Below are 19,359 nucleotides of genomic sequence, written 5' to 3'. Positions count from 1 at the left end.
AACAGGATGGTTTTCCTGCCGATACGCTGAACCTCATGACGCGAGCTGACAGAGACAACCCGGTAGTGCTCTCGAAGATCTACACCCGTACCGGGGACGACGGCACGACCGCGCTCGGCGACATGAGCCGCACTCGCAAGACCGATCCGCGCCTGGCCGCCTACGCGGACGTCGAGGAGGCGAACGCCGCGATCGGCGTCGCCCTCGCCGCGGGGACCCTGGAGGCGGACATCACCGCCGTTCTCAGCCGGATCCAGAACGAACTGTTCGACGTCGGGGCCGACCTGTGCGCCCCGGTCGTGGAGAACCCCGAGTTCCCGCCGCTGCGGGTCGAGTCCTCCTACATCGACTGGCTGGAGGCGCGGTGCGACGAGTTCAACGAACGCCTCACGCCGCTGCGCAGCTTCATCCTGCCCGGCGGCACCCCGGCCGTGGCCGCGCTCCACGTCGCCAGGACCGTGGTCCGGCGGGCCGAGCGGACCGCCTGGTCGGCCATGGAGGCCCACGACGACGTCAACCCGCTCACCGCGAAGTACCTCAACCGGGTGAGTGACCTGATGTTCATCCTCTGCCGGGTGGCCGCGGGCGGCGACGAGATCCTCTGGAAGCCCGGCGGCACCCGCTGAGAACGAGCACCGACAGATCCCTACGGAAAACCCGTCGGCACACACGGGGAGCGAGGATCGCGGCCGGCCCGGCGGCCCTGGCGAGCAGGTGAGTCAGGCGACGTCGAGGTAGGCGCTGGGCGGGGCGGACTCCAGCCAGGCGACGAAGCCCGTCAGCGCCCGGTATCCCATCGCGAGCTCGAAGGCGTCCTGCCCGTTGCGGCACTCGATCGCCGTCACGCCCTCGATGAACCCGAAGAACTCACCGGACCCGACCTTGCGCCTTCCGGAAACCACAAGGCCGCGCCTCACGATGACGTGGCGCGGCCTTGGGAGCAGACCTATGAGCGGAATCCAGTTGAGGTGGCCGTCGGCGTAGCGGGCCACCCCGACCCGCCAGCCTCGCTTCTTCGACAGGGGGCGCAGGCAACAGAGCACCGATCCCCGGAAGCGGGTGAGTATCAGAACCCGCAGGCCCAGGAGGGCGACGAGCAGCCCCAGCACGATGAGAACATCCACCACCATGTCTGCTCGCCCCCCAAAAGCGCGTACAGCCTAAGAAGCAGAATTTATCCGACTTCTTCCCCAGCCGCGCGCAACCGGGCCCTGGCACGCCTCGCCCCGGCGGCCGCGTCCGCGGCTTCCTGGTCGGATTCGACCGAGGCCTGAGCCCGCTCCAGCGCGCTCTTCGCGCGGGCGACATCGACCTCGGAACCAAGCTCGGCCACCTCGGCCAGAACCGACACCTCGTCGTCGGCCACCGAGAGGAACCCTCCGTGGACGGCGGCGACGAGATCGGCCTCGCCGTTGCCTCGCTTGATCTTCAGCAACCCGCCCTCGACGAGAACGCCGAGCACGGGCGCGTGCTTAGGCATGATACCGATCTCACCGTCGACGGTCTTGGCAATGACCATGTCGGCCTCACCGGACCAGATCTCACGCTCCGGGGAGACGACGCCTACTCGCAGCTTCGCCACTTTCTCTCCAGTTCCTTATCGAACCAGGCGCCGGTACGGCCGCATGACCGTACCGGCACCGAAGGCGACTAGCGGGCGAGTTCCTTGGCCTTGGCCACGGCCTGGTCGATGCCGCCGACCATGAAGAACGCCTGCTCGGGCAGGTGGTCGTAGTCGCCGGCGCACAGACCCTTGAACGAGGCGATCGTCTCGTCCAGCGGGACGTTCTCGCCGGGCTGACCGGTGAACGCCTCGGCGGCGTACATCGGGTGGGACAGGAAACGCTCGATACGACGGGCCCGGTTGACGGTGACCTTGTCCTCTTCCGAGAGCTCGTCGATACCGAGGATCGCGATGATGTCCTGCAGTTCCTTGTACTTCTGCAGGATCCGCTTGGTCTCCTGGGCCACGCGGTAGTGCTCCTCGCCGACGATCAGCGGGTCGAGGATCCGCGAGGTGGAGTCGAGCGGGTCCACCGCGGGGTAGATGCCCTTCTCCGAGATCGGCCGCGAGAGAACGGTCTGCGCGTCGAGGTGCGCGAACGCGTTGTGCGGGGCCGGGTCGGTGATGTCGTCCGCGGGGACGTAGATCGCCTGCATGGAGGTGATCGAGTGACCGCGGGTCGAGGTGATGCGCTCCTGGAGGACACCCATCTCGTCGGCCAGCGTCGGCTGGTAACCCACCGCGGACGGCATACGGCCGAGCAGGGTGGACACCTCGGAGCCGGCCTGGGTGAACCGGAAGATGTTGTCGATGAACAGCAGCACGTCCTGCTTCTGGACGTCACGGAAGTACTCCGCCATGGTCAGGGCGGAGAGCGCGACGCGCAGACGGGTGCCCGGGGGCTCGTCCATCTGGCCGAAGACGAGGGCGGTGTCCTTGAGGACGTTCGCCTCCTCCATCTCCAGCCAGAGGTCGTTGCCCTCACGGGTGCGCTCGCCGACGCCGGCGAACACCGAGGTGCCACCGAAGTTGCGGGCGACCCGGCGGATCATCTCCTGGATCAGAACGGTCTTGCCCACGCCCGCGCCGCCGAACAGGCCGATCTTGCCGCCCTGCACGTACGGGGTGAGCAGGTCGATGACCTTGATGCCGGTGGTCAGCATCTCGGTGCGCGACTCAAGGGTGTCGAAGGAGGGCGAAGGGCGGTGGATGCCCCAGCGCTCGCTGATCTGGAGCGACGAGGTCTCGACGTCCAGCGACTCGCCCAGGGTGCTCCACACGTGGCCCTTGACGACGTCGCCGACGGGGACCGAGATGGCCGCGCCGGTGTCGGTCACCGGGGCGCCACGGGTGAGGCCGTCGGTGGGCTGCATGGAGATCGCGCGGACGAGGTTGTCACCCAGGTGCTGGGCGACCTCCAGGGTGAGGACCTTCGCCTCGCCCTGGAGCTCGACGTCGACCTTGAGGGCATTGTAGATCTCGGGCATCGCCTCGACGGGGAACTCCACGTCGACGACGGGACCGGTGACCCGCGCGACGCGGCCCACGCCGGTCTCAACAGTCTGTGCAGTCATTTCACTCTTTCCCCGCTGCGGAGTCGGCCAGCGCGTTCGCGCCACCGACGATCTCGCTGATTTCCTGGGTGATCTCGGCCTGGCGGACCTGGTTCATCTGCTGGGTGAACACGCGGATGAGCTCGTTGGCGTTGTCGGTGGCCGACTTCATGGCCCGGCGGCGCGAGGCCTCCTCCGAGGCCGCCGACTGGAGCAGCGCGCTGAAGATGCGCGACTCCACGTAACGCGGCAGCAGCGTGTCGAGGACCTCGCCCGCGTTGGGCTCGAACTCGAAGTAGGGAAGCGGCGTGTCGGACGCCTCCTCCACGCTCTCCTCGACCTCCAGCGGGAGGATCCGCTTGACCACGACCTCCTGCGTCAGCATCGAGACGAACTCGGTGGAGACGATGTGGATCTCGTCCACCCCGTCGTCGTCCGAGAACGCCTCGATCAGCGTGCCGGCGATCGCCTTGGCGTCGGAATAGGCGGGCTTACGGGAGAACCCCGTCCACTGCCCGCCCATCTCACGGTTGCGGAAGGTGTGCCAGGCGACGCCCTTGCGACCCGTCACGTAGGGCACGGGCTCGACGCCCCTGTCCCTGAGCAGGTTGCCGAGCGCCTCCGCCTCGCGAAGGATGTTGGCGTTGAAGCCGCCGCAGAAGCCGCTGTCGCTGGTGACGATCAGGACGGCGGCCCTGGAGGCCTGCTCCTTGGCCACCGTCAGCGGATGGTCGGTGACGGTGGTGTTGCTGACCACGCTCGTGACGGCGTGGGTGATCTCGCGCTCGTACGGCACCGCGGCCTGCATCCGCTGCTGGGCCTTGACGATGCGGGACGAGGCGATGAGCTCTTGGGCGCGGGTGATCTTCGCCGTGGACTTGACCGACTTGATCCTCCGCCGCAGCAGTCTTAGCTGGGCACCCATCGGCTACTTCTTCTCTACCGAGCGGACTCGCTTCGTGATCTTCTCCTGGCCGACCTCGCCCTCGCCGAGCGCGGCGACCGGCTCGTCGTTGACCAGGTACTCGCCAGAAGAGGTCTCGAAGCTCTTCTTGAACTCGGTGATGGCGTCCTTGAGGACGGTCACCGTGTCGTCGGACAGGTCACGGGTCTCGCGGATGCCGTCGAAGACGCCCTTGTTCTCACGGCCCAGGTAGTCGAGGAACTCCGACTCGAAGCGGCGGATGTCCTCGACCGGGACGTCGTCGAGCTCACCGGTGGTGCCGGCCCAGACCGACACGACCTGCTTCTCGACGGGGAACGGGCTGTACTGGGCCTGCTTGAGCAGCTCGACCAGACGCTGGCCGCGCTCCAGCTGGGCGCGGGAGGCCGCGTCCAGGTCGGAGGCGAAGGAGGCGAAGGCCTCCAGGTCACGGAACTGCGACAGCGAGAGACGCAGGGTGCCGGCGACCTTCTTCATCGCCTTGATCTGCGCCGAGCCGCCGACTCGGGAGACGGAGACACCGACGTTGATGGCCGGACGCACACCCGCGTTGAACAGGTCGGTCTCGAGGAAGCACTGGCCGTCGGTGATGGAGATGACGTTGGTGGGGATGAACGCCGAGACGTCGTTGCCCTTCGTCTCGATGATCGGCAGGCCGGTCATCGAGCCGGACCCCATGTCCTTGGAGAGCTTCGCGCAGCGCTCAAGGAGGCGGGAGTGCAAGTAGAAGACGTCGCCGGGGAACGCCTCGCGGCCCGGCGGACGGCGCAGCAGGAGGGAGACCGCGCGGTAGGCGTCGGCCTGCTTGGTCAGGTCGTCGAAGACGATGAGGACGTGCTTGCCCTGGTACATCCAGTGCTGGCCGATGGCCGAACCGGTGTAGGGCGCGAGGTACTTGTAGCCGGCCGGGTCGGAGGCCGGAGCGGCGACGATGGTGGTGTACTCCATCGCGCCCGCCTCCTCAAGGCGGCCCTTGACCTGGGCGATCGTGGAGCCCTTCTGGCCGACCGCGACGTAGACGCAGAGAACCTGCTTGTCGGGGTCGCCGGAGAGCCAGTTCTCCCGCTGGTTGAGGATGGTGTCCACGGCGACGGCGGTCTTGCCCGTGCCACGGTCACCGATGATCAGCTGGCGCTGGCCGCGGCCGATCGGCGTCATGGCGTCGACCGCCTTGAGACCGGTCTGCAGCGGCTCCTTCACCGGCTGGCGCTGGACCACCGAGGGGGCCTGGAGTTCGAGGGCGCGCAGACCCTCGGCCTCGATCGCGCCCTTGCCGTCCAGGGGGACGCCCAGCGGGTCGACCACCCGGCCGAGGAAGCCGTCGCCGACCGGCACGGACAGGACCTCGCCCGTCCGGCGGACCGACTGGCCCTCCTCGATCTTGCTGAAGTCGCCCAGAACGACGACACCGATCTCTCGGACGTCCAGGTTCAGTGCCAGGCCACGCGTGCCGTCCTCGAACTCAAGCAGCTCGTTCGCCATCGCCGAGGGAAGGCCGGAGACATGGGCGATACCGTCGCCGCAGTCGACGACGGTCCCGATCTCCTCGCGCGCGGCACCTTCCGGCTCGTACGCCTGGACGAAGCGCTCAAGTGCGTCCCGGATCTCGTCCGGCCGGATCGTAAGCTCCGCCATCTCTCTTCAGTCTCCCTATTCGCCTAGCCGGCCAACCGGCGGCGGACTTCTTCGATTCGTCCCGCGATGGTGGTGTCGATGAGGTCGTCCCCGATGTGGACCGAGAACCCTCCCAGCACCCGCGGATCCACCTCGACGTTCAGATGAACGTCGCGGCCGTACGAGGTGCGCAGCCACGTGGCGAGACGCTGCTTCTGCACCTCCGAGAGCACGACGGCGCTGCGCACCACCGCGACGAGGCGCTGCCGCTGGGCGGCGACCAGCCTGCCGAACTCGGCAAGCCCACTGTCCAGGCTACGTCCTCGCGGATGCAGCACGAGCTGGATGACCAGGCGCAGGGTGGTGGGGGCCACCTTTTCGGCCAGGAGGGAGTTCAGGAGCTCCCGCTTGGCCGGTGCCGGGGCCGCCGGCGCCGTCAAGGTCCGGTAAAGCTCCAGGTTCGAGGCGGTGATGCGCCCGAACCTGAACAGCTCGTCCTCGACGTCGTCGAGCCTGCCCTGTGCCTCCGCCTCGGCCGCGGCGGCGATGACGCCGAGGCGCTCCAGCGCGTCGGCCAGGTCGCCCAGGCGCGCCCACTTCGCGGACACGGCCGCGATGACCGTCTCCAGCGCGGCACCGCTGATCTTGCCCTCCAGCAGCACCCGTACGACCTGCGCCTTCTGGGCCGCGGGACGTGCGGGGTCGGAGAGGTTGCGGCGGAGCCCGTGCTCACGGTCCAGCAGGTCGGCGACCGAGAAAAGCTCGTCGGCCAGCGTGCCGAGGTCGGCGCTTCCCGCGACGGCGTTGAAGCGCTCTTCGACCTCGGCCAGCGAGGCCCTGCTCAGGCCCCTCATCGGCTGCTCACCGACACTCGCGCGTCACGCCCGGTTCGCCGCGTCATCAGCGGACCGCCGCGCTGCTCGACTCGAGCTCCTCAAGGAACCTGTCGACGGTACGGCGCTGACGCGCCTCGTCCTCCAGGGACTCCCCGACGATGCGGCCGGCGAGCTCGATCGACAGACGGCCGAGCTCGGTGCGGAGCTGGGCGAACGCCTGCTGGCGGTCGGCCTCGATCTGCAGGTGCGCGGCCTCGACCAGGCGGCGGGCCTCGGCCTGCGCCTCCTCGCGGAGCTCGGCCTTGATCTGCGCGCCCTGCTCGCGGGCCTCCTCACGCAGCCGCGAGGCTTCGTGACGGGCTTCGGAGAGCTGGTCCTTGTACTGCTTGAGCAGCGCCTGGGCCTCGGCCTGGGCGTCCTCGGCTCGCTTGATGCCGCCTTCGATCGCGTCGGTCCGCTCGGCCAGGGTCTTCTGGATGCGCGGGGTGAGGATCTTACCGACGACGAAGAGGACGACGAAGAACGCGAAACCGCCGACGACCAGCTCGTAGACGTGCGGCATGAGCGGGCTGGTGCCCTCGGCCGCCAGGAGCTTAGCTGCGGTAGTCATCGATGCAGCCTTCCGTCAGAGGTGTTTTCGATCAGCCGTAGATGAACGGCGCGACAAGACCGATCAGGGCCAGCGCCTCGACGAGCACGAAGCCCAGCAGCATGTTCTGGCGGATCAGGCCGTAGGTCTCGGGCTGGCGGGCGATGGCCTGCAGACCGTTACCGAAGATGAGACCGACACCGATGCCGGGGCCGAGGGTGGCGAGTCCGTAACCGATGGAACCGATGTTGCCGGAGACCTCAGCGATGATGTTCATTGCTGTTTCCTTTACAAGATGGCCGGTGAACGAGTCTCACCGGTCTGAACTGGACGAGAAGGGTCTTAGTGCTCGGCGTGCAGCGAGCCGCCGATGTACATCGCGGCGAGCAGCGCGAACAGGAAGGCCTGGAGGAACTGGATGAACAACTCGAACCCGGTCATCGCGATCGTCATGATGACGCCGACGACACCCACAGGAGCCCCGAGCGGCGTGAGCTGCTCGAAGAGGAACCAGAAACCGACGGCGCTGAAGAAGGCGAGGATGATGTGGCCCGCGAACATGTTGGCGAAGAGTCGCACGGCGTGGGTGAACGGCGCCACGATCATGTTGGAGAGGAACTCGATCGGCGCGAGCAGCACGTAGATCGGCTTGGGCAGGCCGGGCGGGAACATCATGTTCTTGAAGTAGCCGAGCCCGCCCTGGTGCTTCATGCCCAGGTAGATCTTCAGCACGTAGATGCTGCCCGCCAGGACGATCGGGAAGGCGATGTGCGAGGCGATCGGGAACTGCAGGAAGGGGACGACCCCCATCAGGTTCCAGATCCAGACCAGGAAGAACAGGCTCAGCAGCAGGCCCATCCAGCGGTCGGCGTCCTTACCGAGGAAGGGGCGGGCCACCTGGTCGCGGACGAACGTGTAGCCGACCTCACCGATGTTCTGGATGCCCCTGGGGACCAGCTTCGGGTTGGCGAAGGCCGACCAGCAGAAGGCTATGACCAGGAGCGAGCTCAGCAGGGCGAGCAGGACCGGCTTGGTGAACCAGGCGACGCCGGGAATGATCGGGGGGAGATCGAACAGCTCAAGCCCGGGGGCCTTGAACTCGTCGGCGGCGAGGACCGTCAGCGCCTTCACGCGGCGTTCCCTTCAACGTGGTAGTGGATCAAGATTGCTTCCTCAGCGAAGCGACCGCCGCGCGAGGTCAGCGACCGTATTTCCGGTAGACCAGGTAGATGGCGAGAACGACACCGACGATCACTCCGATCGGTGTGAACACAGCCACGCCGGTCCAACGGCTCAGCAACCAACCACCGCCGCCGTACAGAATGATCCCGGAGAGAATGTAACTGGGAACCGACCAGGCAGCATTGGCGAAGTCGCGGCCATCGCTCTCGGGCCTGCGTTCTTGTTCGCTCATTGCGGGCATGACAATAGCAGCCAGGCAGATGACTAGTCATATCGGGTCCCCGCCGCCCGGTCATAATACGCCTCACCGAGGGTCGCCCTGACCGGGAACGGTCGCGCCCGGATCGACGTAGAGCATCTTCGTCTTCATGAACCCCCACATCTCACCGGCCGTCCAGACGACGGTGCAGACGATCGCCGACCAGCCGAAGGCTCGGGGCTCGAAGGCCGTGGCGCTCTCGAAAACTTTAAGGAGCGCCATGATGATCAGGACCTTCACCGCGTAGGTGACGATCGCGGCGACCATCATCATGGCGGGAGAGATCCTGCTCGCGTAGGAGACCGCGACCAGGCTCACCGTGAAGAAGACCGCCACCACCAGGAGGCCGAGCGCGGCCCCCAGCGCTCCCCTGCCACCGGAGAGCAGGGTCGCCGCGAGGACGACGATTACGCCCGCGGCGGCGGTGGGTATCACGGCCCCTTTGAGGACGCGCACGTCGTTGGCCTGCATCGGCACTCCCTGTGGCTGTTATCAAGCGAGCGATTGCTACGTCTTAGATCCGGCTAGCCCCCGGACCCGTTAGTGAAAGCTATCACAAGCTCTCGGAAGGCCGCCTTTACCTGCTGTTTCAAGTAAACGATCAAGGTGTTGGCGGAAACGGCTCAAAGCGGCGTCTCAGAGTTCGAGAAACCCTGACGGGGAGCGCTGAGCGACAGGTCGGGCAGCGCGGAAAGCGTCGCCGTGTCGTCGCCGGCGGCGGCCGAACGGGGTCCGGACGCCTCCGAGGGATACGGATGGGGCCTGCCCCGCTGCGGCTGCCCGCCAGGACGCGCGTGCCGCCCCGGCCCCTCCGCCGGACCCGTAGGACCCGTGGGAGGGGCGGGATCGAGTCCGCCACGCCCCTCGGTTCCGCCCTCAGCCTCGCCCTCGGCCCCGCCGAGGTCGCGGCGGGCGCGCCAGCGGGGCAGCGCCATCATCACCAGCACACCGATCGCGAGCAACACGGTGAGCGGGAACAGGATGAGCGGGACGCCCTCGATGGACAGCGCCACGACCGCGAAGGCGAACAGGAAGGTCCACGCGTACATGATCATGACGCTGCGGCGGTGCGAATGGCCGATGTCCAGCAGCCGATGGTGCAGATGCCCCCGGTCGGGCGAGAACGGCGACAGGCCGTTGGACGTGCGCCGGATCACCGCCATGATCAGGTCCAACAGGGGGAGCACCAGGATCGCGACCGGCACGAGCAGGGGAAGGATGACGGGGAAACGGTTGATGCTGCTGGAGTCGAGCGGTGTGACCAGGATCATCGTGGAGGCGAGGACCAGGCCGATCAGCATCGCCCCCGTGTCGCCCATGAAGATCTTCGCCGGGTGGAAGTTGTGCGGCAGGAAGCCGAGGCAGATCCCGATGAGCACCGAGGCGATGACCGCCGTCGCGTTGATGCTGGTGTTGCCGTAGTCCTTCGACAGGGCCACCGAGTACGTCCACGTGGCCATGGCGGCGATACCGACGATCCCCGCGGCGAGCCCGTCGAGCCCGTCGACGAAGTTGACCGCGTTGATCATGACGACCACGATCAGGATCGTGATCAGCGGGCTCAGCGTCGAGTCCAGGATGGTCTGCCCGCCCAGCGCGGTGGGCAGCGGGAGCCACGGCAGGCTGACACCGAAGGTGACGAGCACCCCCGCGGCGCCGATCTGCCCGGCGAGCTTGACCAGCGCGTCCATTCCCAGCCAGTCGTCCAGAAAGCCGGTCAGCGTGATCAGGCCACCTGCGGCGATCAGCGCGATCACGGTCTTGCCCTGGCCCTCGGCCGCCAGCTTGCCCCCGGCGTAGGGCAGCTCTCCGGCGATCAGCAGACCGGCGACCAGGCCCCCGTACATCGCCAGGCCGCCGAGCCTGGGAGTCGGCGTTGTGTGCACGTCACGGCTGCGAACCTCGGGCATGGCGCCGATCCGAACGGCGAAAACGCGGATCAAGGGAACCAGCAGGTACGTCACCGCGGCCGCGACGAGCGCCATGAGTAGGTATTCGCGCACGGAACCAGTTTCGCGGATAGTCCGGCCACCTGTGACCGGAAAACGACACAGAACAGCTCATAGTTCGCTGGGATATATCTGATGAGCCTTCGTCAGCACCTCGACGCGCTCCCGTATCTCACCCGTCGCGTCAGGGTCGCGGATGGCCTGCGCGACCATCGAGGCCACTTCCTTCATCTCCTCGGGCCCCATCCCCTGGGTCGTGACGCAGGGGGTGCCGACCCGGATCCCCGAGGTCACCGTGGGCGGCTCGGGATCGTAGGGGATCGCGTTGCGGTTCAGCGTGATCCCGGCCGCCTGGCACCGCTGCTCGGCCACCGCTCCGGAGATCCCGACATCGCGCAAATCGATCAGTGCCAGATGGCTGTCGGTGCCCCCGGAGACCGGCCGCATGCCCTCGGCGGCGAGCGCGTCGGCCAGCACCTGGGCGTTCGCCACCACCTGCCGCGCGTACTGTGCGAACTCCGGCCGCAGCGCCTCGCCGAACGCGACCGCCTTGGCCGCCACCGCGTGCATGAGCGGGCCCCCCTGCACGAACGGGAAGACCGCGCGATCGATCTTGGGCCCCAGCTCCCCCGTGCACATGATCCCGCCGCCCCTCGGACCGCGCAGCGCCTTGTGCGTCGTGAAGGTCACCACGTCCGCGTACGGCACGGCGGACGGCAGGGCCCGCCCGGCCATCAGGCCGACGGTGTGCGCGACGTCGGCGAGCAGCCAGGCGCCCACCTCGTCCGCGATCCCGCGGAAAGCGGCGAAGTCGATCTCACGCGGATAGGCGGTGGCGCCACAGATGATCATTTTGGGCTGGTGCCGAAGCGCCAGCTCCCTCACCTCGTCGTAGTCGATCAGCTCGGTGTCCCTGCGCACGCCGTACGCCACGACGTCGAACCAGCGTCCCGAGAAGTTGACCTTGGAGCCGTGCGTGAGATGGCCGCCGTGCGACAGCTCCATCGCGAGCATGGTGTCGCCAGGCTGGAGCAGGGCCGCGTAGGCGGCCAGGTTCGCCGAGGCGCCGGAGTGGGGTTGCACGTTGACGTGCTCGGCGCCGAACAGCAGCTTGGCGCGGTCGATCGCGAGCCGCTCGGCCCGGTCGACGACCTCGCACCCGGCGTAGTAACGCCTGCCGGGGTAACCCTCGGCGTACTTGTTGGTGAGCGTCGAGCCGAGCGCGGCGAGCACGGCGGGTGAGGTGAAGTTCTCGCTCGCGATCAGCTGGACGCCTCCACGGAGCCGGTCGAGCTCGTCGAGGAGCACACTCGCGATCTCCGGGTCCTCGCGCTGCAGGAGACCGAAATCCGGCCCGTAGTACGGTTCTGCGCCCATGGCTCACACCCCGAAGACGACGACTCACCCCCACTGTAAGCCCGCCCCGCCCGGTTATCCCACGTCAGGGACGCGCCGCCCCGGAAAGCGTGTCGCGAGGGAACGCCCCCATCGAGGGGACCGCATCACAGGAACACCTGTCACGAAGACACGACGCCGCCCGGAGAACCCTCCCACGAGACCGCGTCTCCCGGAAGATCGACACCACCGACGGGGCCACCTCACGAGAACGCGTGCGGGGCTCCGGATCTGACCGGCACCCACCTCGGCGTGTCGGCCGCCTGGTCGCTGATCGACGTCAGGACCGCCTGCCGATAGAGGCCAAGACGGGTGCGCCACTCCGTCATGTCCTCGACATAGCGGCCGGAGACGGGCGCGTCCCAGACATCGCTGCTCCTGGCGAGCTGGTAGGCCTTGTCCAGGCTGGAGGTCAGCGTGTCGAGCACGGGGAGCACCTGCCTCCACATCATGACCAGCCGCTGGTAGTCGGGGTTGAACTCCCACGACGTGGCCGCGTCCGGGGACGGCAGACCGGTGCTGGCCGAGGCCGGAGGGGTCTCCCCCGGCTGCATCGGCTGCGGTGCGGGTGGATCCACGAACATCACAGGCTCCTCACCCTCGCTGACACGCTCCCTGCCTCCTGCTCACTGACCCTCTTTGCTCGCTGACCACGCTCAAGGACGAGGACGACCCGCTGCCACACTCCCTGCCTGCCGCCCTCCGCTTCCCAGGCGCTTCTCACCTACCCGCTCGCCGCCTCGGCGTCGCCTTCGCGACGGTCACCGGCCGCCCCCCGGAGGCGGGATCGGCCGCAGCGGATCTCCCGCTTCCACATCGCCCGCAGGACCGTCGGGCCGGATGTCCATGGGCGCCCAGGCGCCCTCGCCCCAGGTCTCCCCGTCGGGCACGCTCACGCCGGGCATCTCCAGCGGTTCGATCTCGCGGGCGTTGTCGGCGAGCGTCTTGAGCGCGTCGAGGTCGAGCGGACCCGCCTCTGCGGTGACGACGTCACCGCCGTCGTTCGCCCACCGGGCGACCGAACCCCCGTCCTGCTGTGCGACCGGCCGCACATCCGGTTGCGTATCCGGTCGCACGGGCGGCTGCGCGTCCGGTTGCGCGGACCCACCCTCGGGAACCGCTCCCGCCGCCTGTCCGGAAACCCCCGCCGTATCCTGCGCCACAGCGGAAACCGCGTCGCCGACGGCCGGCACCCGCATCCCGTCCGGCCGCGCGACAGCCTCACCCGAGGACGTACCCGCCGTCTGGATCGCAGGCTCGCCCGAAGCCGTCCCGACGGGCCGGAGCGCGTCCTCACCGGTGGACCGGGAAGGGGAGTCTCCCTGCGTCACATCGGCGGGCCTGGGCGCGGCGGGCTCGCCCGAGGTCGTACCGGTGGACTGGGGAGTCGCGTCGCCACCGGTGCCCGGCGGCTGGACGGTCTGGTCCGTGGTCGGGCCCGCTGTGTCGAGGAGCGGGTACGCGGGCTTGGCGGAATCGAGCGGTTCGTGCGGCTCGACCCAGCCGGGCTGCCCCGCGGTGACGGAGACGTTGTCGACACCCGGCATCTCCAGTGGCGGGATGTCCTCGATGTTCTTCAGCAGCTCGTCGACCTCGGCCGCCGTGGGCGCGTCGAGCGGGATCTGGAGCACCCTCACCCCGTCGACCTCCACGACCTTCGCCCTGGAATCGCCGCTCTGGTCGATGTCGTCGGGATGATCCTTCCTCGGGGTGTCGAAAACGGTGTCGCCGGACGACCCTCCCCCGTCTCTGGGCGAGCGCTCGTCACCCTTGGACCCGGTGTCGCCCTTGGCGTCGGGCGCGTTACCCGTGGAGTCCCCTCGCGGCGTCGTCTCATCGCCCTTGGACCCGGTGTCACTCTTGGCGTCGGGCGCGTTACCCGTGGAGTCCCCTCGCGGCGTCGTCTCATCGCCCTTGGACCCGGTGTCGCCCTTGGCGTCCGGCGCGTTACCCGTGGAATCGCCTCGCGGCGTCGTCTCGTCACCCTTGGACCCCGTGTCGCCCTTGGCGTCGGAATCGTTCACGGGCACGGTGCCGGTCGAATCCTGCCCGCGCGGCGTCGTGTCGCCCGAGTTGATGACCTCCGTCCCCCTGTCGTCGGCCCTGGGCGGCTCCGGCGTGGGCGTGGAGTCCCCCTGCGGCGTCCCGGGCGCGGGGGCGGTGTCCGGGTTGGGAGCCTCGGGCATACGCGGGAGGTCGGGCGTCTCGCGCGGCGCGGTGTCGACGGGCTGCCCTCCCCCTTGCGGGTTCTCCCCCGGTCCGGGAACCGCGGGCTTCAGATCCTCGACCCTCGGCGTCTCAGGATGCGTCCCCTCGGCTCTGGGGACGTCCGGCGCGGGCGCGGAATCCTGCCTGGGCACCTCCGCGCCCTCGGCGTTCGGGGCGCCTGGCATGGGCGCGCCCTCGACGTTCGGTATCTCGGGGACGCGACCCGGCGCGGGGGCCTCCGGCCGCGTGTCCTCGCCCCTCGGCACGTCCGGTACGGACTGGGAGTCCGGGTTGTACACCTCTGACGGAGGCACGGCATCGTCCCTAGGAGCCTCCGGCACGGGGTCCGGGCGGGGAGGCTCAGGACGCGGCTCCTCGGCCTTCGGAGGTTCGTGACGCGGTTCCTCGGCCTTGGGAGGCTCAGGCATCGGATCGGCCTTGGGAGGCTCAGGGCGTGGCTGCTCCGCCTTGGGAGGCTCAGGCGTGGGATCGGGCCTGGGGGTCTCGCGCGGTGCGGTCTCAGTCGGTTTCGCGGTCTCCTTGGGCTTCTCCCGCTCCTCCTTGGCCTTCTCCCCCTCCCGCTCCTCTTTGGCCTTCTCCCCCTCGCGCGGAGAGGTCTCGTCGGCCTTCGACCCCGTTTCCGGCTTCCGGTCGTCTGACCCGGACGCCTCGGGTTTCTGCGTCTCCTTCCGATCATCCCGCGGGGAGGTCTCGTCGCTCTTCGAACCGGCCTCCGGCTTGGCCTCGTCGGCCTTCGGGGAGTCGTGCTTGCTGTCGGGCTTGGAGTCAGGCTTGCTGTCGGGCTTGGAGTCAGGCTTGCTGTCGGGCTTGGAGGAGTCCTTGGGATCGTCGCGCTGGGTGGTCTCCGCCGACTGATCGCCGACGCGGGGCTTGTCGTCCGCCCCGACGGCCGGCTTGAGGTCGTCCGCCTTCGGGGTCTCGGGCTTGGCGCCGTTCTGAGAACCGCTCTCCGGTTTGGCACCGTTCTGAGAGCCCGTCTCCGGCTTCGCGCCCTCGCCCTGGGAGCCCGCCTCGGGCTTCGTGTCCCCGGCCTTCGGCTCGGTGGGGGGCGCCGTCGCGTTCTGGTTGACCTTCTTCTCCAGCAGCGCCACACGGGCGGAGACGTCGCGGACCATCACGTCGCACGCGTCGGCGATCTGGACGGGTCTGTGGGTCGACTGAGAGGACAGGCCCGCCCCGCTCATCAGCTGCGAGACCTTGCCCTCGACGTCCCGCATCCGCTCGGCCGCCCGCTGAACCTCGGACAACAGATCGCGGACCAGCTTGGGGTCCATTCCTTCGAACTTGCCCATGGACGTCTCCCAGGAAGTGTCGGCCCACTTCAAGGTACCGGGGAGACAGCCCGGCGTCACGGTGATAATCAGATGGCATGGATCACGGCATATGCCGGGAACGCGCGCTCAGACGTCGGGGCGCCCCCGTAGAGGCGCTCGCCCGTGTCCTCACACTGTCCTCACCGTCAGTTGCCGGGCTCCGGGCCCGTGTCCGTGGCGACGTAGCCGATCACGCCGCGCAGCTTCTCCACGCCGATCGCCCCACGCCGCAGGAGCCTGGGCACCGCCGTGGTCAGATCGAGGATCGTCGAGGGGATGTCGCTCTCGCACGGCCCGGCGTCGAGATAGACCGACACCGAGTCGCCGAGCTGCTTCTCCGCGTCGGCGGCGGTGGTGGCCGCGGGGGCACCCGAGCGGTTGGCGCTGGAGACGGCGAGCGGGCCGGTCTCCTTGAGCAGGTCGAGGGCGACCGCGTGCAGCGGCATCCGGATCGCGACGGTGCCCTTGGCGTCGCCGAGATCCCACGACAGCGACCGGTTCGCACGGCAGATCAGCGTGAGCGGCCCCGGCCAGAAGGAGTCGATGAGATCCTGGCCGTACGGACCGAGGTTCTCCACCAGGGCGTTCGCGGCCCGGACGGTCCCGACCAGCACGGGAACCGGCATGTCACGGCCGCGTCCCTTCGCCTCCAGCAGGGCGGTGACCGCGGCGGGCGTGAAGGCGTCGGCGCCGACACCGTAGACGGTGTCGGTCGGGAGCACCACGAGCTCACCCCGCTGGAGGGCGGACGCGGCCTCGACCAGGCCCGTGGCTCGCTGGTCGGCATCCATACAGTCATAACGTCGGCTCACGGCGTGCATCCTATTCCTGGCCGAATCGAGCGGTGACGAAGCGGTCCCTGCGAGTCAGGTCCTGGCGGCTGCGGACGTCGCGCCAGCCGTTCTCCTCAGAGAAGATCAGATAGACCGGAGTGCCCTGCTGGTCGGCGTGTTCCACGGCGACGAACCCGCCGGGGCGCAGCAGCCGCCTCGCGGTCCGCTCCACCGCCCTGACCTCGTCGAGGCCGTCGCTCCCCGATCCGTACAGCGCGCGGTGCGGGTCGTAGTCGCGGACCTCGGGGTCGCGGGGGATCGCGCCCGGCGGGATGTAGGGCGGGTTGGAGATCACCAGGTCCACCTGGCCGTTCAGCTCCGAGAGGGCGTCGGCCAGGTCCTCGGGGTGCAGGTGGACACGGCCCTGGCCGTGTTCGATGATGTTGCGCTTCGCCCAGGTGTAGGCGCCGGGATCGACCTCGACCGCGTGCACGGTGGCGAGCGCGACCTCCTGGGCGATGGACAGCGCGATCGCGGCCGAACCGGTGCCGAGATCCACGACCACGGGCGAGGCGACGTCCATCTCCCGCAGCCGATCGATCGCCCAGCCCACCACGACCTCGGTCTCCGGGCGCGGCACGAACACGCCGGGCCCGACCTCCAGGGACAGGTAGCGGAAGTAGGCCCGCCCGGTGATGTGCTGGAGCGGCTCGCGGGACTCCCTACGGGCGACGCCCTCCCAGAACAGGGCGTCGAAGTCGGAGTCCTTCACCGTGTGCAGCTCGCTGCGGCGTACGCCGTGCACACACGCGGCGATCTCCTCGGCGTCGGTGCGCGGAGACGGCACACCTGCCTCGGCGAGCCGGGCGGTGGCGAGGGCGATCTCGTCCAGCAGAAAGGTCATGGGCGCGTTCTATGAATGGGCGGCGAGCTTCTCCGCCATCTCGGCGTCGAGCAGGGACTGGATGACGGCCGTGAGATCCCCGTCGAGCACCTGGTCGAGGTTGTAGGCCTTGAAACCGACACGGTGATCGGAGATGCGGTTCTCCGGGAAGTTGTAGGTGCGGATGCGCTCGGAGCGGTCGACCGTGCGGATCTGGGACTTGCGCTCGGCCATGGCGGCGGCGTTCGCCTCCTCCTCGGCGATCGCCTGCAGGCGTGCCCGCAGAATGCGCATCGCCGACTCCTTGTTCTGGAGCTGGCTCTTCTCGTTCTGGCAGGAGGCGACGACACCCGTCGGAACGTGGGTGATCCGCACGGCCGAGTCAGTGGTGTTGACACTCTGCCCGCCGGGTCCGCTGGAGCGGTAGACGTCGATACGGAGATCGTTCGGGTCGATCTGGACGTCGACATCCTCGGCCTCCGGGTAGACGAGCACACCGGCGGCGCTGGTGTGGATGCGCCCCTGCGACTCGGTGACCGGGACCCGCTGGACGCGGTGCACGCCGCCCTCGAACTTGAGCCTCGACCAGACGCCCTCGTCGCCCCTCGCCTTCAGGGCGATCGTGACGTCCTTGTAACCGCCGAGGTCGGAGTGGGTGGCGTCGATCAACTCGGTCTTCCAGCCGATCCGCTCGGCGTACCGCAGATACATCCGCAGGAGGTCTCCGGCGAACAGGGCGGACTCCTCACCACCCTCGCCCGCCTTGATCTCCATGATGATGTCCTTGTCATCGTTGGGATCGCGCGGGACGAGCAGGTGCCTGAGCCTCTCCTCCAGCTCGGGAATCCGGGCCTCCAGCTCCTTCGCCTCCTCGGCGAACCCCTCGTCCTCCGAGGCGAGCTCCCTCGCCGTGCCGAGGTCGGACCGGACGCCCTCAAGCTCGCGGTAGGTGGCGATGATCGGGGTCAGCTCGGCGTAGCGCCTGCCGAAGGTGCGTGCCTGCTTCTGGTCGGCGTGCACGGAGGGGTCGGCGAGCTTGAGTTCCAGCTCGGCGTACTCACTGAGCAGCTCGTCGAGATTCACCGTGCGTCCTTCCTTGAAAGCCCTTGTCAGCCTGCCTCATCACCACGAACGCCGACCCGGGCACCCCGCGAAGGGGGTTATCCGAGCCGGCGCCGAGATGAGAGCTACTGGCCCGCGGGCTTCTTGCCGAAGCGCTTCTCGAAGCGCGCCACCCGGCCGCCGGTGTCCAGGATCTTCTGCTTGCCCGTGTAGAAGGGGTGGCAGGCGGAGCACACGTCGGCGTGGATCACGCCGTTCTTGGCGGTGCTGCGGGTGGTGAAGGAGTTACCACAGGTGCAGGTCACCTGCGTGGCGTGGTACTCCGGGTGGATGTCGGGCTTCATGTTGCCTTTTCCTCTCCAAAACGCGGTCGCCGGGTCGCCACTGTCTCTCGCCTGTAGGGCTTGCGCGCTGAGCACACCGAGGTGCGCGCGGGCGGGAACCGGAACCGCTACGGTTCGGCTACCAGTGTGCCAGATCCTCCAACCATCCCAGGCCACAAGACATTCCCCGCCCCCGTGACCTGCCCCTCCAGCCCGCTCACGGCCCCCGCCTGGCCCGATATCCGCAAGGAGGCCGCGCCAGGCGGACCTCCGCGAGGAAACCGGGCGCTCCAGGCTGTCACCGTCCCAGGTACGCCAGCACGGCGAGGACACGGCGGTGATCGTCGGCGGCGGGCTCCAGCCCGAGTTTGCAGAAGATGCTGGAGATGTGCTTCTCCACGGCACCCTCGGTGACGAGCATCCGTCCGGCGACCGCGGTGTTGGAGCGCCCCTCCGCCATCAGTGCCAGGACCTCGCTCTCTCTCGCGGTCAGGGACTCCAGGGGATCGCCCCTGCGCTGGCGGCTCAGGAGCTGTCCGATCACCTCGGGGTCGATGACCGTCCCACCGGCCGCCACCCGGCGTACGGCGTCGAGAAACTCGGCCACGTCGGCTATCCGCTCCTTGAGCAGGTAGCCGACCGCCGCGGCGCCGCCGCCGATGAGTTCGGTGGCGTACTGCTCCTCGACGTACTGCGACAGGACGAGAATCGGCAGCCCCGGCCGCCTGGACCTCGCCTCCAGTGCGGCGCGCAGCCCTTCGTCGGTATGGGTCGGCGGCATCCGCACGTCGACGACGGCGAGGTCCGGGTCGTGCTCGTCGACCACCGCCACCAGCCCGGGGCCGTCGCCCGCCACCCCCACGGTCTCGATGCCCCCGTCCGCCAGGAGCCTCGCCAGTCCCTCACGCAACAGCACCGAGTCCTCGGCGATCACCACCCGCATGGGTTCCAC

Annotated in this window: 21 protein-coding genes; 1 reads left to right on the top strand and 20 read right to left on the bottom strand. The window is 68.7% G+C overall.

Annotated elements, in window-relative coordinates; all coding sequences use genetic code 11:
- Positions 1 to 35: 35 nt before the first annotated feature.
- Positions 36 to 626, top strand: coding sequence for a cob(I)yrinic acid a,c-diamide adenosyltransferase (locus tag ACIBH4_RS18845; RefSeq protein ID WP_362504667.1), 591 nt, complete (start codon positions 36 to 38; stop codon positions 624 to 626).
- A 93-nt stretch (positions 627 to 719) separates the two neighbouring features.
- Here the strand turns inward: ACIBH4_RS18845 and ACIBH4_RS18840 are convergent, their stop codons facing one another.
- The 20 genes from ACIBH4_RS18840 to ACIBH4_RS18745 all read right to left on the bottom strand — a co-directional run bounded on the left by ACIBH4_RS18840 (position 720) and on the right by ACIBH4_RS18745 (position 19,350).
- Complete coding sequence (locus tag ACIBH4_RS18840; protein ID WP_362504664.1) at positions 720 to 1,130, bottom strand: DUF2550 domain-containing protein; 411 nt, start codon at positions 1,128 to 1,130, stop codon at positions 720 to 722.
- 44 nt (positions 1,131 to 1,174) lie between these two features.
- Positions 1,175 to 1,582 carry a F0F1 ATP synthase subunit epsilon gene (locus tag ACIBH4_RS18835; RefSeq protein ID WP_362504661.1) on the bottom strand — a complete coding sequence of 136 codons (408 nt, stop codon included), beginning with the start codon at positions 1,580 to 1,582 and terminating at the stop codon, positions 1,175 to 1,177.
- Between the two features lie 68 nt (positions 1,583 to 1,650).
- Positions 1,651 to 3,078, bottom strand: a complete 1,428-nt coding sequence (gene atpD, locus ACIBH4_RS18830) for a F0F1 ATP synthase subunit beta (protein ID WP_350948569.1) — start codon at positions 3,076 to 3,078, stop codon at positions 1,651 to 1,653.
- A 1-nt stretch (position 3,079) separates the two neighbouring features.
- Positions 3,080 to 3,982: a F0F1 ATP synthase subunit gamma gene (locus ACIBH4_RS18825; protein WP_362504658.1), complete on the bottom strand. Its 903-nt coding sequence runs from the start codon at positions 3,980 to 3,982 to the stop codon at positions 3,080 to 3,082.
- 3 nt (positions 3,983 to 3,985) lie between these two features.
- The gene (atpA, locus tag ACIBH4_RS18820) at positions 3,986 to 5,635 is read right to left on the bottom strand and encodes a F0F1 ATP synthase subunit alpha (protein WP_362504655.1); all 1,650 of its coding nucleotides are present in this window, start codon (positions 5,633 to 5,635) and stop codon (positions 3,986 to 3,988) included.
- A gap of 23 nt (positions 5,636 to 5,658) precedes the next feature.
- The gene (locus ACIBH4_RS18815) at positions 5,659 to 6,468 is read right to left on the bottom strand and encodes a F0F1 ATP synthase subunit delta (protein WP_362504652.1); all 810 of its coding nucleotides are present in this window, start codon (positions 6,466 to 6,468) and stop codon (positions 5,659 to 5,661) included.
- 46 nt (positions 6,469 to 6,514) lie between these two features.
- Positions 6,515 to 7,060 carry a F0F1 ATP synthase subunit B gene (locus tag ACIBH4_RS18810; protein ID WP_362504650.1) on the bottom strand — a complete coding sequence of 182 codons (546 nt, stop codon included), beginning with the start codon at positions 7,058 to 7,060 and terminating at the stop codon, positions 6,515 to 6,517.
- 31 nt (positions 7,061 to 7,091) lie between these two features.
- A complete protein-coding gene (gene atpE, locus ACIBH4_RS18805) occupies positions 7,092 to 7,316 on the bottom strand; it encodes an ATP synthase F0 subunit C (protein ID WP_362504647.1) in 225 nt (74 codons plus the stop codon).
- 65 nt (positions 7,317 to 7,381) lie between these two features.
- Complete coding sequence (atpB, locus tag ACIBH4_RS18800) at positions 7,382 to 8,170, bottom strand: F0F1 ATP synthase subunit A (protein ID WP_362504644.1); 789 nt, start codon at positions 8,168 to 8,170, stop codon at positions 7,382 to 7,384.
- 67 nt (positions 8,171 to 8,237) lie between these two features.
- Positions 8,238 to 8,453 carry an AtpZ/AtpI family protein gene (locus ACIBH4_RS18795; RefSeq protein ID WP_343975662.1) on the bottom strand — a complete coding sequence of 72 codons (216 nt, stop codon included), beginning with the start codon at positions 8,451 to 8,453 and terminating at the stop codon, positions 8,238 to 8,240.
- Positions 8,454 to 8,525: 72 nt separating this feature from the next.
- Positions 8,526 to 8,951 carry a hypothetical protein gene (locus ACIBH4_RS18790; RefSeq protein ID WP_362767798.1) on the bottom strand — a complete coding sequence of 142 codons (426 nt, stop codon included), beginning with the start codon at positions 8,949 to 8,951 and terminating at the stop codon, positions 8,526 to 8,528.
- Between the two features lie 152 nt (positions 8,952 to 9,103).
- Positions 9,104 to 10,483, bottom strand: a complete 1,380-nt coding sequence (locus ACIBH4_RS18785) for an MraY family glycosyltransferase (protein WP_362504638.1) — start codon at positions 10,481 to 10,483, stop codon at positions 9,104 to 9,106.
- A 57-nt stretch (positions 10,484 to 10,540) separates the two neighbouring features.
- A complete protein-coding gene (gene glyA, locus ACIBH4_RS18780) occupies positions 10,541 to 11,806 on the bottom strand; it encodes a serine hydroxymethyltransferase (RefSeq protein ID WP_362504635.1) in 1,266 nt (421 codons plus the stop codon).
- A 221-nt stretch (positions 11,807 to 12,027) separates the two neighbouring features.
- Entirely contained in the window at positions 12,028 to 12,408 is a 381-nt protein-coding gene (locus tag ACIBH4_RS18775; protein WP_350948559.1) for a hypothetical protein, read from the bottom strand.
- A gap of 177 nt (positions 12,409 to 12,585) precedes the next feature.
- Positions 12,586 to 15,345, bottom strand: a complete 2,760-nt coding sequence (locus ACIBH4_RS18770) for a hypothetical protein (RefSeq protein ID WP_362767801.1) — start codon at positions 15,343 to 15,345, stop codon at positions 12,586 to 12,588.
- 167 nt (positions 15,346 to 15,512) lie between these two features.
- Positions 15,513 to 16,178, bottom strand: coding sequence for an L-threonylcarbamoyladenylate synthase (locus tag ACIBH4_RS18765; protein WP_362504629.1), 666 nt, complete (start codon positions 16,176 to 16,178; stop codon positions 15,513 to 15,515).
- 10 nt (positions 16,179 to 16,188) lie between these two features.
- Positions 16,189 to 17,043: a peptide chain release factor N(5)-glutamine methyltransferase gene (gene prmC / locus ACIBH4_RS18760; RefSeq protein WP_362504626.1), complete on the bottom strand. Its 855-nt coding sequence runs from the start codon at positions 17,041 to 17,043 to the stop codon at positions 16,189 to 16,191.
- 9 nt (positions 17,044 to 17,052) lie between these two features.
- A complete protein-coding gene (gene prfA, locus ACIBH4_RS18755; protein WP_362504623.1) occupies positions 17,053 to 18,105 on the bottom strand; it encodes a peptide chain release factor 1 in 1,053 nt (350 codons plus the stop codon).
- Between the two features lie 104 nt (positions 18,106 to 18,209).
- The gene (rpmE, locus tag ACIBH4_RS18750) at positions 18,210 to 18,428 is read right to left on the bottom strand and encodes a 50S ribosomal protein L31 (RefSeq protein WP_350948554.1); all 219 of its coding nucleotides are present in this window, start codon (positions 18,426 to 18,428) and stop codon (positions 18,210 to 18,212) included.
- 277 nt (positions 18,429 to 18,705) lie between these two features.
- Positions 18,706 to 19,350 (bottom strand): response regulator transcription factor, encoded by a 645-nt coding sequence (locus tag ACIBH4_RS18745; protein ID WP_350948603.1) that lies wholly within the window; start codon positions 19,348 to 19,350, stop codon positions 18,706 to 18,708.
- Positions 19,351 to 19,359 lie beyond the last annotated feature (9 nt).

This window comes from Streptosporangium sp. NPDC050284 (genome assembly GCF_044459525.1).
Lineage (GTDB): Bacteria > Actinomycetota > Actinomycetes > Streptosporangiales > Streptosporangiaceae > Streptosporangium.
The sequence above is the reverse complement of the archived record's forward strand: the minus strand, read 5'-3'. Positions and strand labels throughout refer to the sequence as shown.

Excerpts from the sequence above, each read along its gene's own strand:
- ACIBH4_RS18795 (WP_343975662.1), bottom strand. The coding sequence starts at position 8,453 with ATGAGCGAACAAGAACGCAGGCCCGAGAGCGATGGCCGCGACTTCGCC.
- atpE (WP_362504647.1), bottom strand. The coding sequence starts at position 7,316 with ATGAACATCATCGCTGAGGTCTCCGGCAACATCGGTTCCATCGGTTAC.
- ACIBH4_RS18775 (WP_350948559.1), bottom strand. The coding sequence starts at position 12,408 with ATGTTCGTGGATCCACCCGCACCGCAGCCGATGCAGCCGGGGGAGACC.
- ACIBH4_RS18770 (WP_362767801.1), bottom strand. The coding sequence starts at position 15,345 with ATGGGCAAGTTCGAAGGAATGGACCCCAAGCTGGTCCGCGATCTGTTG.
- atpD (WP_350948569.1), bottom strand. The coding sequence starts at position 3,078 with ATGACTGCACAGACTGTTGAGACCGGCGTGGGCCGCGTCGCGCGGGTC.
- ACIBH4_RS18845 (WP_362504667.1), top strand. The coding sequence starts at position 36 with ATGACGCGAGCTGACAGAGACAACCCGGTAGTGCTCTCGAAGATCTAC.
- ACIBH4_RS18810 (WP_362504650.1), bottom strand. The coding sequence starts at position 7,060 with ATGACTACCGCAGCTAAGCTCCTGGCGGCCGAGGGCACCAGCCCGCTC.
- ACIBH4_RS18815 (WP_362504652.1), bottom strand. The coding sequence starts at position 6,468 with ATGAGGGGCCTGAGCAGGGCCTCGCTGGCCGAGGTCGAAGAGCGCTTC.
- ACIBH4_RS18790 (WP_362767798.1), bottom strand. The coding sequence starts at position 8,951 with ATGCAGGCCAACGACGTGCGCGTCCTCAAAGGGGCCGTGATACCCACC.
- prmC (WP_362504626.1), bottom strand. The coding sequence starts at position 17,043 with ATGACCTTTCTGCTGGACGAGATCGCCCTCGCCACCGCCCGGCTCGCC.
- glyA (WP_362504635.1), bottom strand. The coding sequence starts at position 11,806 with ATGGGCGCAGAACCGTACTACGGGCCGGATTTCGGTCTCCTGCAGCGC.
- ACIBH4_RS18745 (WP_350948603.1), bottom strand. The coding sequence starts at position 19,350 with ATGCGGGTGGTGATCGCCGAGGACTCGGTGCTGTTGCGTGAGGGACTG.
- atpA (WP_362504655.1), bottom strand. The coding sequence starts at position 5,635 with ATGGCGGAGCTTACGATCCGGCCGGACGAGATCCGGGACGCACTTGAG.
- ACIBH4_RS18840 (WP_362504664.1), bottom strand. The coding sequence starts at position 1,130 with ATGGTGGTGGATGTTCTCATCGTGCTGGGGCTGCTCGTCGCCCTCCTG.
- rpmE (WP_350948554.1), bottom strand. The coding sequence starts at position 18,428 with ATGAAGCCCGACATCCACCCGGAGTACCACGCCACGCAGGTGACCTGC.
- ACIBH4_RS18825 (WP_362504658.1), bottom strand. The coding sequence starts at position 3,982 with ATGGGTGCCCAGCTAAGACTGCTGCGGCGGAGGATCAAGTCGGTCAAG.